Raw genomic sequence first — 14,665 nt, 5'->3', positions numbered from 1 at the left:
AGTGTGCCGGCAGCGCGCAACGGACTGGCTACCCAACCAGAAAGGAATCACCATGAAAGAAGGCATCCACCCGAATTACCGCGAAGTCGTGTTCCAGGACATGTCGAGCGACTTCAGCTTCATCACGCGTTCGACCATCCAGACCAAGGACACGATCGTGAAGGACGGCAAGGAATACCCGCTGGCCAAGATCGAAGTCTCGTCGGAATCGCACCCGTTCTACACCGGCACCCAGAAGATCATGGACACCGCCGGCCGCGTCGAAAAGTTCCGCCAGAAGTTCGGCAGCAAGCTGGGCAAGGCTGCGAAGTAATCGCTCCTGCGAACACCCGTTTGCGTGGCGCCAGCGGACAGATGTTCCGGTGCCATGCAGACCCGCAAAGAGGCAGCAGCGGCTGCCTCTTTGCATTTGTGCCTTCCCACCGTTCCGGCCCTGGCGCCGTCACTCGCTTGCCGCTGCCGGGCCCGTCCCGCGCTGCCGAACCGATCCGCCGATGCGTGAAGCCAAGACTTCTCCCGTTCAGTTGACCGCCGCCGCAACGGGCGCGTTGCCGCGCGCCCTGCTGCTGGCGATCTGCATCATCTACGGGCTGACCGGCCTGTTCCACCGCGACCCGTGGAAGAACGAGGATGCGGCCGGTTTCGGCGTGATGTGGCAACTGGCGACGGGCGGCGCGCATGACTGGCTGATGCCCAACATCGCCGGGCGCCCGTTCACCGACGATGGTCCGCTGGTCTTCTGGATCGGCGCGGCCATGATTCGCCTGTTCGGCAATTGGCTTGGCGCTCCCGATGCGTCGCGCCTGGCTACGGCGCTGTGCTTCTTCGGTACCTGCGCTTTTATCTGGTACACCACCTACCTGCTCGGGCGCCGAGACGAGGTCCAGCCGTTCGCCTATGCCTTTGGCGGCCAGCCCAGCGCGCGCGACTATGGCCGCACGCTGGCTGACGGCGCCCTGCTGGTGTTCCTGGCCTGCGTGGGGCTGGCGGTCCGCGGCCATGAGACGACCGCGCAGGTCGGCCAGGTCGCGCTGATTGCCATGATCCTTTACGGACTGGTGCGTAGCCTCGACAAGCCCATACATGGCAGCCTGGTGTTCGGGCTCGGCCTGGGCGCGCTGACCCTGGCGAGCGGGCCGATCCTGCCCCTTGCCTTGCTGGTTGCCGCGGTGATCTGCGCAGCCGTCTGCGCCCCGCTGCCCTGGCGGCGTCTGGCGGCTATCGGCGTGCCGCTGGCCCTGCTGATTGTCGCGGCATGGCTCGCCGCCGCGTATTTCGGCACCCCGGACCGGAGCGAGGCCGTGACGTTCATCCGCGAGTGGGCCCGCTATGACCGTCGCAGCTACGGCGCGCCGAACATGCAGACGTTCGGCTTCAATATGCGCAACCTGTTCCTGTACGCATGGCCGGTCTGGCCAATCGCGGCCTGGGCCTGGGTAGCGTGGGCCGGCATGCGCCGCGCCCCGCATGTCGCGCTGCCGCTGGCGCTGCTGCTGCCGACACTGGTGCTGCTGTTCCTGCAGACCAATGCCAGCGATGCGCAGTTCATCCTGCTGCTGCCGCCGATGGCGATGCTCGGCGCGTTCGCACTGCCTACGCTCGCGCGCGGCGTGATCAACGCAATCGACTGGTTCGCGCTGCTCTTCTTCACCATTTTCGGCGGCACGGTGTGGTTCCTGTGGGTCGCCAAGACCACGGGATGGCCGCCGCGCATCGCGAGCAACGTCTTCCGGCAATTGCCCGGCTTCCAGCACCACTTCAAGCTTTCCTCGGTCATCTTCGCCTTGCTGGTCACAGTGGCCTGGGTGCTGGTCGTACGCTGGCGGCTGTCGCGGGCGCCCAAGCAGATCTGGCGCCCGGTAGTGATCTCCGCCGCCGGCACCACGCTGATGTGGGTCATAGCCATGACGCTGTGGCTGCCGTCGATCAACTACGGCAAGACCTACCGCGACGTCGTCGAGGCCGCCGCCATGGCGCTGCCGCCCACGTACCAGTGCGTGCAACCGATTCGCATGGGCAATGCCCAGCTTGCATCATTCGCCTACTTTGGCCATTTCCGCTTCGGCGGCCCGGAAGACGATTGCGACATCCTGCTGCGGCACGACAGCGCCGACTACGGCGAACCCAGCAAGATCTCGCACTTCGAATGGCGTCTGATCTGGGAAGGCCGCCGGCCCGCCGACCGTGACGAGCGCTTCCGCATGTATCGCCTGGTCGATACCTCGCGCGCCACGCACGCACGGCCCGAACTGCCTCGGCACCGCCTGCCCCAGTAACCCTCAATCCTCCCGCCGGCGGCATGGCTGGCGGCCGCGCCGCCGCTGCCGGCTGACTCTCAGGCGCATCGAAGCGCCTGCGCGAAAAACGGCATGAACCTGCTTCACGATCTGCGGCGTATCGCCCATCTTGCCGCGCCGGTCCTGGTCGGCCAGCTCGCCGTCATCACGTTTGGCGTCATGGACACGATCATGGCCGGGCGCGCCTCCGCGAGCGACCTTGCCGCGGTCGGGCTCGGCGGTTCGATCTATGTGACGATCTACATCAGCCTGATGGGCGTGCTGCAGGCCCTTGCGCCGATCGCGGGGCAACTCTACGGCGCAGGCCGCAGCGAACAGATCGGCAGCGAGGTCAGGCAAGCCGCCTGGCTCGGACTGGCGTTGTCCGTTCCCGGCGTGCTCCTTCTCATGTTTCCGGAACCGCTGCTCGCCTTTGCCAAGGCGCCGCCGGAACTGGTCGACAAGGCCAGCCAGTATTTGCATATCGGCGCATTCGGCCTGCCCGCGGCGCTTGGCTTTCGCATCTATTCCGCGCTCAATAACGCGCTATCGCGCCCGGTCATGGTGACGGTGCTGCAGATCGTCGGCCTGGCACTGAAGGTGCCGCTCAACGCCTGGTTCATCAACGGAGGCCTTGGCATGCCCGCCATGGGCGGACCGGGATGCGCGCTGGCGTCGACGCTGATCAGCTGGGGCTGGTGCATTGCCGGCCTGCTGATCCTTCGCCATAGCGCGATCTATCAACCCCTGAAGATTTTTTCCGCCTGGAGCTGGCCTGTACCGGCACAGTTGCGCGCAATGCTCCGGCTAGGCGTGCCGATGGGGCTCACCTACCTGATCGAGATCACGTCCTTCACACTGATGTCGATCTTCATCACGCGCATGGGCACGGTCACCCTTGCCGGGCACCAGATCATTGCCAACCTCGGTGCCGTGGCCTATATGCTGCCGCTATCGCTGGCCATTGCCACGTCGACACTCGTGGCACAGTCGATCGGCGCGCGCGACATGGATGGCGCCAGCCGGCTCGCATGGCGCGGTATCTGCCTGGCAGCCTCCCTTGCCATGCTGACCGACTGCCTGCTATGGCTGCTGCGGGAGCCCGTGCTGCACGCTTACACCAACGATGCCAACGTCGTGGCCGCCGCGTTGCCGCTGGTACTGTTCGTCGCCTTCTACCAGGCCTTTGATGCCATCCAGGTAATGACCGCGTTTATCCTGCGCGCCTACAAGATCGCGTTGATCCCGACGCTGATCTACGCCGGTTCACTGTGGGGGATTGGCATTGGCGGCGGCTATGTGCTGGGCTTTGGCCTGATCGGGGGGCTGCCCGCATTCACGCGCGGCGCCGCCGGTTTCTGGATCGCCAATAGCGCGAGCCTGGCCGTCGCCGGATTCCTGCTGGTGCGCTATTTCACCCGTATCAGCGCTGCGCGTGGGCATTGACGACTAATCTCAAGCGCAAAAGAAAAAACCCACATGGGATTAACCATGCGGGTTTAGTTTTGGCGGAGTGGACGGGACTCGAACCCGCGACCCCCGGCGTGACAGGCCGGTATTCTAACCGACTGAACTACCACTCCTTAGTCGGCTGCCACCTCGAACTTCGCTCGACGCAGCAATTCAGGCATTTGATTACGCCCGATGTTATGGCGTCCCCTAGGGGATTCGAACCCCTGTACTCACCGTGAAAGGGTGATGTCCTAGGCCTCTAGACGAAGGGGACAGAAACTTGTCTTTCAACACGTTCCGTCTCGCGTTGAGAAGTCCAGCATTCTAACAGACTTTTCTTCGCTTTGGAAGCATCTTTTAACTACGATGCATCCTGAATTCTGGTGGAGCTAAGCGGGATCGAACCGCTGACCTCTTGCATGCCATGCAAGCGCTCTCCCAGCTGAGCTATAGCCCCGTATTACGGCATTTACAACAATACTGCTATTCTCCGCATCAGCATTACTGCACTGCCTCAGCGAATAAAAGGATTATATACAGCCTTGATATAAACCGCAACATTTATTTTCTGCCGCGGCGATTATCAGATAATCCTCTCACTTATAAGAAAAAACCCACATGGCATTAACCATGTGGGTTTAGTTTTGGCGGAGTGGACGGGACTCGAACCCGCGACCCCCGGCGTGACAGGCCGGTATTCTAACCGACTGAACTACCACTCCTTAGTCGGCTGCCACCCCGAACTTCGTTCGACGCAGCAATTCAGGCATTTGATTACGCCCGATGTTATGGCGTCCCCTAGGGGATTCGAACCCCTGTACTCACCGTGAAAGGGTGATGTCCTAGGCCTCTAGACGAAGGGGACAGAAACTTGTCTTTCAACACGTTCCGTCTGGAACCATCCCGAACCGCGGATAATTCCGGTATTTTGGTGGAGCTAAGCGGGATCGAACCGCTGACCTCTTGCATGCCATGCAAGCGCTCTCCCAGCTGAGCTATAGCCCCTTGGCGCTACCATTTACTACTGCCTGCTTATTCGCAGCTCCGGTTAATTCACCGTTTCAAGCGAAGCCGAGATTATATATCAACCTCGATTTTTTGCAAGCCCCCAATCTGTTTTTCGTCTTGCCCTGCTTTCGCAGATTTTTGCCTGGCGGCCACAAGATTCTTTTCAGATTGCCCGCTTGTCTTGCTTGCTGACCGCGCTGCAGGGAGAACGAGATTATGGCGAAGTCCTGGCAGGAGCGCAAGTCCCCGCCAGGAATTTTCGCAACTTTTTTTACGCGCTCAGGCCAGCGGCAAGCCGGCGCAGCACGGTCTCGCGGCCAAACAGCTCCAGCACAGCGTCAATGCTGGGCGTCTGGAGCTGGCCGGCAACCAGCAGGCGCACCGGCATGGCGAGCTTGGGCATCTTCAGACCGAACTCCGCCAGCACCGCCTTGAATGTGGCGCTGATGGCTTCCCGCTTCCATTCGGGCAGTGCACCCAACTGGGCCACCAGTGCCTTCAGCGCCGGCTGGATTTCAGGCGTCAGGTGCTCGGCCTTCAGTGCGGCATCCGCTTGCGGCTCGCCACGATAGAAAAGCAGCGCCGTCTGCGCGACTTCCTTGAGCGTGTTGGCCCGGTCCTTGACCAGGGCAATCACCCCGGCCAGGTCCGCGCCCTCGACCTTGCCGCCGAGCGCCTCGATAAACGGGCGGGTCAGTTCAGCCAGGCGCGCGTTGTCGCCGACCTTGATGTAGTGATTGTTCAGCCAGGCGAGCTTTTCCGGGTTGTACTGCGCCGGCGACTTGCCCAGGTGCTCGAGGTCAAACCACTCGACGAACTGCTCGCGGCTGAAGATCTCCGCGTCGCCATGTGCCCAGCCCAGACGGGCTAGATAGTTCACCACCGCCTCGGGCAGATAGCCTTCGTCGCGATAGCCGGTGACGCTCATGGCGCCGTGGCGCTTGCTCATCTTCTCGCCGTTCTCGTTGAGCACCGTCGGCAGGTGGGCGTAGACCGGCTGCGTGCCGCCGAGCGCGCGGATGATATTGATCTGCCGCGGCGTATTGTTGACATGATCGTCGCCACGGATCACGTGCGTGATCTTCATGTCGAGGTCGTCCACCACCACGCAGAAGTTGTAGGTCGGCGTGCCGTCCGGGCGCGCAATGACGAGATCGTCCAGCTCTTCGTTGGAGATCTCGATGCGGCCCTTCACCGCGTCGTCCCACACGACGCTGCCATCGAGCGGATTGCGAAAACGCAGCACAGGCTTCACGCCCGCCGGCGGTGGCGGCAGGACCTTGCCCGGTTCCGGGCGCCAGAAGCCGTTGTAGCGCGGCTTCTCGCCACGCTCGCGCTGGGCCTCACGCAAGGCGTCCAGTTCTTCCGTGCTCATGTAGCACGGGTAGGCCAGCCCGGAGTCGACCATCTGGGCCAGGACCTCGCGGTAGCGGTCCATGCGCTGCATCTGGTAGAACGGGCCTTCGTCGATATCCAGGCCGAGCCACGCCATGCCTTCGAGGATTACGTCGACGGCTTCCTGCGAAGAGCGCTCGACATCGGTATCTTCGATGCGCAGCACGAAATCGCCCTTCATGCGGCGGGCAAACGCCCACGGATAAAGCGCGGATCGGATATTGCCGAGGTGGATGAAGCCGGTCGGGCTCGGCGCAAAGCGGGTGCGGACGCGTTGGGTCATGGCGGTCGGGAACAAACAAAAAAGCCCGCGCGGACGCGCGCAGGCTGGAATATGTCGGTGCTGCATTATAGCAAGCACGGCCGGCCGCCCTGCCCGCCGGCCGTCCCCTCCGGCCCGGCATTTGCCGACCCGCCCGAACGGAATCATTTATGCTTCGCCGGGTCACAGGAACGGTCGGCACGGGAAAAGTACCGTTGTCGCGCCGCCCAAGTCACATTCCGGCCTCCGCCTGCCTCTGCAACCTGATTCATGCAACGACGTCATTTCCTCGGCGCCTCGGCAGCCGCCCTGCTTTCGGCCTGCTCGTTTGGCCCGCGCCCATCCACACCACCGACTCCGGCAAACCCGGTGGCCACGCAGCCGGCAACGCGCCCGATCAGGATCGGCCTGGCGCTCGGCGGCGGCGCCGCGCGCGGCTTCGCCCACATCGGCGTGATCAAGGCGCTCGAAGCCCAGGGCATCCACCCTGACCTAGTTACCGGCACCAGCGCCGGCGCGGTGGTCGCCGCTCTCTATGCCACCGGCATGAGTGGCTTCGAACTCAACAAGCTCGCGCTGAGCATGGACGAGGCAGCCATCGCCGACTGGGCCCTGCCCTTCGGCACCCGGTTTGGCGGCTGGCTCAAGGGCGAGGCGCTGCAGAACTATGTGAACCGCCTGGTATCGAACCGCCCGATCGAGGCCATGAAACTGCCGCTTGGCATCGTCGCTACCGACCTCAAGACCGGCGAGCGCGTCCTGTTCCGGCGCGGCAATACCGGACAGGCAGTGCGTGCGTCCAGCAGCGTGCCGGGCGTGTTCCAGCCGGTCTCCATCCAGGGGCGGGACTATGTGGACGGCGGACTGGTCGAGCCAGTACCCGTGGATTCGGCGCGCAGCATGGGCGCGGACTTCGTCATCGCCGTCAATATCTCTGCGGACCCGTCCAGCCAGAAAAATAGCGGCCAGAGCGGCGTGCTCCTCCAGACGACTACGATCATGGGCCAGTCGATCAACAAGATGGCCCTGGCACGCGCGGACGTGGTGATCCGCCCCGAACTGCCCGACATGGGCAGCAGCGACTTCAATGCACGCAACCGCGCGGTGCTGGCCGGCGAACAGGCCGCTGTCGCGATGATGGCCACGTTGCGCCAGCGGCTGGAGCAAGCCCGATTGCGGCCGGCAGGCACCGTGGCCGCTCAATAGCCGGCAAACCCCGACAAGCAAAAAAGGACTGCCGAGGCAGTCCTTTTCTTATTGCCCGGCAGGCATGTTTCAGCCGCCGTACAGCGTGCGCGTGCTGGCGTTCGGGTCGAATCGCTTGAGCGTCTCGACCATGTTCCCAAGGCTGTCGCCGCGATTCGAAGACTGGCCGTCCTCGATACGGCGGGCGCCGTTGTAGCGCGTCACCCAGTACGCGGCGCGCATGTCGTCGACGCGGATCTTGCTGCCCGTGGACGGCGCGTGGACGAACTTGTTGTCGCCGATATAGATGCCCACGTGCGAGAAGGTCTGACGCATGGTGTTGAAGAACACCAGATCACCCGGGCGCAGGTCATTGACGGCCACATTGGTGCCGACCTGGCTGATCTCGACAGAACGGCGCGGCAGCATGAAGCCGAAAGTGTCATGGAACACGTAGCGGACAAAGCCGCTGCAGTCCAGGCCGGATTCCGGGCTGTTGCCGCCGAAGCGGTAACGCACGCCAATCAGGCCAAGCGCGTTCATGACCAGGTCGCCAGCCTTGCTGGCGACGTTGCTGGTGGAATTCACGACCGACGACAGCAAGCCGCGCTTGCCTTCCACATGCGTCTCCGCGCCCAGTTGGGCCGAAGCATCGATGCGGGCATCGGGGTCCTTGAAAACCGTATCCGCCAGCACTCCATTCGACACAGTCGCACCGCAGGCAATGGCAATCCCGGCGGCAACGCGTGCCAGGGAATGAAGTACCGATCGCTGCATTGGTTCTCCTGATGAATCGTTCGAATCATCGCCATCACGCCGGACGAATAACGCCCGGGTGGATGGTGATGCCTGAATCATTGCGGGGATGACCGAGTGCAAGAACCGCGCCAGTCAAAAAGGCACACAAACCGTGCATTGCCCGTCCCAAAGCGGACGAGCGGCCACCCGAAAAATAGTCCTCGCGGGATGGTATAGGCTTGCCACCCTTCTGTCAAAGTTCGTTACAAATTTGACGGAAAGTGCTTTCCAATCAAAGACCTACCTCAGTTATCGCATCTGGATTGTCGTTTTCCGCATGACAGCGGCATGACAGAGGCATGACACCGCCCGAAGGCGGTGTGATTGCTGCATGGCAATGATCTCAAGCCGCACCAATCTGGGCAGCAGCCATCAGCTTGCGCGTATACGGATGTTGCGGTGCGCCGAGAACCGCCTCGGTTTCGCCAGCCTCCACCACCTCTCCCGCCTTCATGACGATGACCCGGTGCGCCATGGCACGAATCACCGCGAGGTCGTGGCTGATAAACAGGTAGCTAAGGTTGTACTTGTGCTGCAGCTGGGAGAGGAGCCCCAGCACCTGCTGCTGGATCGAGACATCGAGCGCCGAAGTGGGCTCGTCAAGTACCAGCACCTGCGGCTTGAGGATCAGTACCCGGGCGATGGCGATGCGCTGGCGCTGTCCGCCCGAGAATTCATGCGGGTAGCGGCCCAGCGCGGTCCGGTCGAGCCCGACTTCGCGCAGCGCATCGATGACCTGCTGGCGCGTGGCGTCGCGGGACAGGCCCGGCTGGTGCAGCCCCAGCCCCTCGCCGACGATCTGCTCGATCGTCATGCGCGGCGACAGCGAGCCGAACGGGTCCTGGAATACCACCTGCATGCGCGACCGCATCTCGCAGCGGTCCTTGCGCGTAGCGCCGTCAAAGCTGCGTCCGAGAAAATGGATCGTGCCCGCGCTCTTGCCCTGCAGCGCCAGCACGGCATGGGCCAGCGTGGTCTTGCCCGACCCCGACTCCCCGACGATGCCGATGGTCTCGCCCTCGCGCAGCTGGAAATCGACGTCCTTGACCGCCGCGAACTGGTCCTTGCCGAACCAGCCCGCCATGCCCTTGCGCTTGCGCGAGTAGTTGACGCAAAGCCCGCGCGCCTCCAGCAGCGTCGGCGCCAGCGGCACCAGCGGCAGCACCTCGCGGCGCGGGCGGCTGTCGATCAGCTTGCGGGTGTACGGATGCTGGGGCGAGGCGAACACCTGCGCGGTCTCGCCCGTCTCGACCATCACCCCCTTCTCCATCACCCCGACCCGCTGGGCAAACGAGCGCACCAGGTTCAGGTCATGGGTGATCAGCATCACCGCCATGCCGAATTCGGTCTGCAGGTCGCGCAGCAGGTCCATGATCTGCGCCCGGATGGTGACATCCAGCGCCGTGGTCGGCTCGTCGGCCAGCAGCAGCTTCGGGCGGCAGGCCAGTGCCATGGCGATCATGGCCCGCTGGCGTTGCCCGCCGGAAAGCTGGTGCGGGAAACTGTCGAAGCGATGCGCGGCGTCGCTGATACCGGTGCGCTCCAGCAGGGCAATGGCGCGTTCGCGCGCCGCGCGCCGGTCGAGCCCCTCATGCAGCGCCAGCGTCTCGACGATCTGGTTGCCGATCGTGTAGAGCGGATTGAGCGCGGTCATGGGCTCCTGGAAGATCATGGCGATCTCCGCGCCACGGATGGCCCGCATCTCCCGGTCCGACACGTCGAGCAGGTTGCGGCCCTCGAAGCGGATCGCGCCATGGTAGTGGGCATCCTCCACCAGGCGCAGCATGGCCAGCGCGGTAACGGTCTTGCCAGACCCCGACTCGCCCACCAGCGCATAGCGCTCTCCGGCACGCAGGTCGAAGCTGACCTCGCGCACGGCCCGCGTGGCCTCGTCGCCATGGCCGAACGTGACCGAGAGCTTGTCCACGCAGATCAGCGTGCCGCCCGGCGACGGGGATGGCGACGGACTGGCCGGCATGGCCTCCGCTTCGCGGAGCTTGGGCACCACGTTCATGGCGTTGCCCCCGCAGGCGCACCGGCCGGCACCTTGGGCGCCACGCGGCCACGCAGCGCGGCCAGGCCCAGCCGCGTGTCGAACGCATCGCGCAGCGCGTCGCCCATGAAGGTCAGCAGCAGCAAGGTCACCACCAGCACGGCGAAGGTCGACAGCGAGATCCACCACGCGTCCAGGTTGCCCTTGCCCTGCGCCAGCAGTTCGCCAAGGCTCGGCGTGGTGGGCGGCACGCCCAGGCCGAGGAAGTCCAGGCTGGTCAGCGCCAGGATCGACGCGCTCATGCGGAACGGCAGGAAGGTGATCACCGGCGTCAGGCTGTTGGGCAGGATATGGCGCCACATGATCTGCACGTTGGACAGCCCCAGCGCCCGCGCCGCCTTGACGTAGTCAAGCGAGCGGTTGCGGTAGAACTCCGCGCGCACGTAGTCCGACAACCCCATCCAGCCGAACAGCGACAGCAGGATGATCAGCAGCGCCAGGCTGGGCTCGAAGATCGACGCGAAGATGATCAGCAGGTACAGCTCCGGCATGGAACTCCAGATTTCGATGGCCCGCTGCGAGAACAGGTCGAAGCGCCCGCCGAAGAATCCCATCAGCGCACCGGTCAGGGTGCCGATCAGCACGCCGATCAGCGTCAGCGCCAGCCCGAACAGCACCGACACGCGGAAGCCATAGAGCAGGCGCGCCAGGATGTCGCGCCCACGGTCATCGGTACCCAGCCAGTTGTCGGCGGACGGCGGCGCTGGGTTGGGCTCCTTGGCGAAGTAGTTGAGCGAGTCGTACGAATAGCGGTTCAGCGGGAACACCGCCAGATTGCCATTCGACGTGATGCGGTCGCGGATATAGGGATCCAGGTAGTCCGCCGGCGTGGCGAAATCGCCGTCGAACGTAGTTTCAGGATAGACCTTGACGATCGGGAAATACCACTCGCCCTTGTAGCGCACCACCAGCGGGCGGTTGCTCGACAGGACTTCCGCGCACAGGCTCAGCACAAAGATCGCGACGAACAGGATCAGGCTCCAGTAGCCCAGGCGATTGCGCCGGAAACGCTGCCAGGCCCGCTGGCGCGGAGACGGCGAATGCGGCAAGCCGTTCGGCACCGCTTGCGAGTGTGATTTCATCGGTGCAGGGCCTCGAAATGGATGCGGGGGTCGACCAGCACGTAGCAGACGTCGGAAATCAGCCGGGTGACCAGGCCGATCAGGGTGAACAGGTAGAGCGTCCCCAGCACCACCGGATAGTCGCGCCGCAGCACGGCCTCATAGGACAGCAGGCCGAGCCCGTCGAGCGAGAACAGCGTTTCGATCAGCAGCGAGCCGGTGAAGAATGCGCCGATGAACGCGGCCGGGAACCCGGTGACCAGCGGGATCAGCGCATTGCGGAACACGTGCTTCCAGAGCACGCGGCGCTCGGCCAGACCCTTGGCCCGGGCGGTCAGCACGTACTGCCGGCGGATCTCGTCCAGGAATGCGTTCTTGGTCAGCATGGTCACCACGGCAAAGCTGCCCACCACCGATGCGGTGATCGGCAGGACCAGGTGCCACAGATAGTCCGTGACCTTGCCCATCAGCGAAAGCTGGTCCCAATTGTCGGAGGTCAGTCCGCGCAGCGGGAACCACTGCACGAACGTGCCGCCGCCGAACAGCACCAGCAGCAGCACGCCAAGCACGAAGCCCGGAATGGCGTAGCCCACCAGCACGATCATGCTGGTGACCACATCGAACCGGCTGCCGGCGCGGATGGCCTTGGAAATGCCCAGCGGCACCGATATCAGATAGGTCAGGAAAAAGGTCCACAGCCCGATGCTCACCGAAACCGGCAGCTTGGATTTCACCAGCTCCCACACGCTGCGGTGCTGGAAGTAGCTCTGGCCGAGGTCAAACCGCGCAAAGCGCTTGAGCATCAGGAAGTAACGCTCGATGGGCGGCTTGTCGAAGCCATACAGGGCCTGGATTTCCTTGATCTTCTCAGGATCCACGCCGCGCCGGCCGCGGTACTCGGCACCGCCGCCGCTGGCTTCGGCGCTGCCGCCGCCGCGCCCCTTGAGTTCCAGCATCATCTGCTCGACGGGCCCGCCCGGCACGAACTGGATGACAACGAAGGTCAACGTGATGACCCCGATCAGCGTCGGGATCATCAGCAGGATGCGCTTGAACAGGTAGGCAAGCATCGGCTGTCCCCTTTCCTCACCGAGCCGCGGAACGCGCGACAGTATCCGTGCGCCACCAGTTGCTCAGAATCCAGCCTTCGGCCGTGTAGTAGTAAGGCAGCCGATCCTTGGGGAAACTCAGTTCCTTGCGGTAAGCCACCCGATGCGACGCACTGTACCAGTTTGGCACGATGTAATAGCCATGCATCAGCACCCGGTCCAGGGCACGGCCGGCTGTGACGAGTTCTTCACGCGTATTGGCGTGCAGGACATTGTCCACGAGCTGGTCGACCTGCGGCGACTTCAGCCCGAACAGGTTGTCCGATCCCGGCGTGTCCGCCGCCTCGCTCGAGAACCGGTCGCGCAGTTCGTTGCCGGGGCTCTGCGAGTCGGGGAATCGGATCGACACCATGTCGAAGTCGAAGTCCTCTAGCCGCTTCTGGTACAGGGCGTAGTCGGTGGTGCGCTGGTTCACCTGGATGCCAAGCTTCTCGAGGTTGCGGACATAGGTCGTGATCACCCGGCTCATGGCGCCGCCATCATCGAGGAACTCGAACACCATCGGCTCGCCCTTGGCGTTGCGCAGGGCGTCATCCGTGTATGTCCAGCCGGCCTGCGCCAGCAGGCGGCGCGCTTCGCGCAGATTGTCCCGGAGCGAGCGCGGCGGATTGGTGGTTGGCTGCACGACATCGGGACCAAAGACCTCCGACGGCAGTTTTGCCTGCATCGGCTCCAGCAGCTTCAGTTCGCCCGGCCCGGGCCTGCCGTCAAAGGTGGCGCTGGCCGCCAGTTCGCTGTTGGAGAACCAGCTGTCCAGCCGCTTGTAGGCGCCGTAGAAGAGCTGGCGGTTGAGCCATTCGAAATCCAGCGCGAGGATCAGCGCCTGCCTGACCCGCACGTCCTTGAAGATCGGCTTGCGCATGTTCATGACGAAGCCCTGCATGCCCGCGCCGTTGCGGTGCGGGAACTCCGTCTTGATCAGTTCGCCCTTGCTGAAGCGGGTGCCCTGGTAGCTCTTGGCCCAGTTCTTGGCCCGGTACTCGACGATCGCGTCGAACTCGCCGGCCTTGAAGGCTTCGAGCTTGGCGGTTTCGTCCTTGTAAAGCCGGTACACCACGCGCTCGAAGTTGAAGGTGCCGCGCCGCACCGCCAGCTTCTTGCCCCAGTAGTTGGGGTCACGCTTGAAGATGATGCCGCGGCCAGCGTCATAACGATCGATGATGTACGGGCCGCTGGTGACTGGCTCCTCGAAGGTCAGCTTCTCGAACGGGACGGTCTGGGTCCACTTCTTCGAGAACACCGGCAGCGATCCGACGATCAGCGGCAATTCGCGGTTGCGCTGCTTGAAATCGAAGCGCACGCTGCGCTCGCCCGTGACCACCACGGACTTCACGTCCGTGCACATGCTGCGGTAGCCCGGGCTGGACGCCTTGCTCATCAGCATGTCGTAGGAATACTTCACGTCCGAGGCCAGCACCGGGTCCCCGTTGGAGAAGCGCGCCTCGGGACGGATATGGAAGACGACCGACAGCTCATCCGGCGCCACCGTGACATCGTCTGCCAGCAGGCCGTATGAACTGGCGGTCTCGTCGGCGCTGCTGATCAGCAGCGACTCGAACATCAGGGCATTCAGTCCCGGGGCGGCGGTGCCCTTCAGCGTAAACGGATTGAATTTGTCGAAACTCGTGCGGCGGTCGGGGTTGGCAAGCGTCAGCGTGCCGCCGACCGGAGCGTCCGGATTGACATAATCGAAATGCTTGAAATCGGCCGGGTACTTGAGGTCCCCGTGCAGGGCAAAGCCATGCTCCGCGTTCGCCGTTGCGGGAATTCCCGCGGCGAGCGCCAGCGCCAGCCCAACCCGCAGTACCGTGTCTCGACGGAAGCACTGCCATGCCGCCTGAAGCGGCCAACGTGCTTGAATAGGCATCCCGCTGGATTCCTCCAATATGACTCTGGGGTCCGGCGTTCTGCGGCCGGGCCAAGTTGTGAGACAATTTTACATGCGTCCGGGTAGGCTCCAGCCATCCGGACATTCCCTCTACACGGCGCAATAAAGCGGCCGTCGGACACCAGGGGCATGCCCGCGGCTGCGGGGCCGACCCAGGCAGCGTGCCCGATATAACACC

10 protein-coding genes and 6 tRNA genes are annotated in these 14,665 nt (G+C 63.8%); 4 read left to right on the top strand and 12 right to left on the bottom strand.

Annotated features, from left to right (window positions below):
* Positions 1–52 precede the first annotated feature (52 nt).
* The 3 genes from CupriaWKF_RS05955 (at position 53) to CupriaWKF_RS05945 (ending at position 3,722) form a co-directional block, all read left to right on the top strand.
* Entirely contained in the window at positions 53–313 is a 261-nt protein-coding gene (locus tag CupriaWKF_RS05955) for a type B 50S ribosomal protein L31 (RefSeq protein WP_276100069.1), read from the top strand.
* A 181-nt stretch (positions 314–494) separates the two neighbouring features.
* The gene (locus CupriaWKF_RS05950) at positions 495–2,276 is read left to right on the top strand and encodes a glycosyltransferase family 39 protein (protein WP_276100068.1); all 1,782 of its coding nucleotides are present in this window, start codon (positions 495–497) and stop codon (positions 2,274–2,276) included.
* A gap of 93 nt (positions 2,277–2,369) precedes the next feature.
* Positions 2,370–3,722, top strand: a complete 1,353-nt coding sequence (locus CupriaWKF_RS05945; RefSeq protein ID WP_276100067.1) for an MATE family efflux transporter — start codon at positions 2,370–2,372, stop codon at positions 3,720–3,722.
* Positions 3,723–3,782: 60 nt separating this feature from the next.
* On the opposite strand, the gene CupriaWKF_RS05940 is transcribed toward CupriaWKF_RS05945, so the two are convergent.
* The 7 genes from CupriaWKF_RS05940 to gltX form a co-directional block, all read right to left on the bottom strand.
* A tRNA-Asp gene (locus CupriaWKF_RS05940) sits at positions 3,783–3,859 on the bottom strand.
* A gap of 67 nt (positions 3,860–3,926) precedes the next feature.
* A tRNA-Glu gene (locus CupriaWKF_RS05935) sits at positions 3,927–4,002 on the bottom strand.
* A gap of 107 nt (positions 4,003–4,109) precedes the next feature.
* Positions 4,110–4,185 (bottom strand) — tRNA-Ala (locus CupriaWKF_RS05930).
* A 188-nt stretch (positions 4,186–4,373) separates the two neighbouring features.
* Positions 4,374–4,450, bottom strand: a tRNA-Asp gene (locus tag CupriaWKF_RS05925).
* Positions 4,451–4,517: 67 nt separating this feature from the next.
* A tRNA-Glu gene (locus tag CupriaWKF_RS05920) sits at positions 4,518–4,593 on the bottom strand.
* Between the two features lie 64 nt (positions 4,594–4,657).
* A tRNA-Ala gene (locus CupriaWKF_RS05915) sits at positions 4,658–4,733 on the bottom strand.
* Between the two features lie 274 nt (positions 4,734–5,007).
* On the bottom strand, positions 5,008–6,414 hold the full coding sequence (gene gltX / locus CupriaWKF_RS05910) for a glutamate--tRNA ligase (protein ID WP_276100066.1): 1,407 nt from the start codon (positions 6,412–6,414) through the stop codon (positions 5,008–5,010).
* Positions 6,415–6,663: 249 nt separating this feature from the next.
* On the opposite strand from gltX, the gene CupriaWKF_RS05905 reads away from it, so the two are divergent.
* Positions 6,664–7,599, top strand: a complete 936-nt coding sequence (locus tag CupriaWKF_RS05905; RefSeq protein ID WP_276100065.1) for a patatin-like phospholipase family protein — start codon at positions 6,664–6,666, stop codon at positions 7,597–7,599.
* Positions 7,600–7,668: 69 nt separating this feature from the next.
* Here the strand turns inward: CupriaWKF_RS05905 and CupriaWKF_RS05900 are convergent, their stop codons facing one another.
* The 5 genes from CupriaWKF_RS05900 to CupriaWKF_RS05880 all read right to left on the bottom strand — a co-directional run bounded on the left by CupriaWKF_RS05900 (position 7,669) and on the right by CupriaWKF_RS05880 (position 14,466).
* A complete protein-coding gene (locus CupriaWKF_RS05900) occupies positions 7,669–8,355 on the bottom strand; it encodes a C40 family peptidase (protein ID WP_276100064.1) in 687 nt (228 codons plus the stop codon).
* A gap of 364 nt (positions 8,356–8,719) precedes the next feature.
* Positions 8,720–10,354, bottom strand: coding sequence for an ABC transporter ATP-binding protein (locus CupriaWKF_RS05895; RefSeq protein ID WP_276100686.1), 1,635 nt, complete (start codon positions 10,352–10,354; stop codon positions 8,720–8,722).
* Positions 10,355–10,386: 32 nt separating this feature from the next.
* Positions 10,387–11,511: an ABC transporter permease gene (locus CupriaWKF_RS05890; protein WP_276100063.1), complete on the bottom strand. Its 1,125-nt coding sequence runs from the start codon at positions 11,509–11,511 to the stop codon at positions 10,387–10,389.
* A complete protein-coding gene (gene yejB / locus CupriaWKF_RS05885) occupies positions 11,508–12,560 on the bottom strand; it encodes a microcin C ABC transporter permease YejB (RefSeq protein ID WP_276100062.1) in 1,053 nt (350 codons plus the stop codon). The genes CupriaWKF_RS05890 and yejB overlap by 4 nt, the downstream gene beginning before the upstream one ends.
* A gap of 16 nt (positions 12,561–12,576) precedes the next feature.
* Positions 12,577–14,466, bottom strand: a complete 1,890-nt coding sequence (locus CupriaWKF_RS05880) for an extracellular solute-binding protein (RefSeq protein WP_276100061.1) — start codon at positions 14,464–14,466, stop codon at positions 12,577–12,579.
* Positions 14,467–14,665: the final 199 nt, after the last annotated feature.

Source organism: Cupriavidus sp. WKF15, assembly GCF_029278605.1.
Lineage (GTDB): Bacteria > Pseudomonadota > Gammaproteobacteria > Burkholderiales > Burkholderiaceae > Cupriavidus.
The sequence above is the reverse complement of the archived record's forward strand: the minus strand, read 5'-3'. Positions and strand labels throughout refer to the sequence as shown.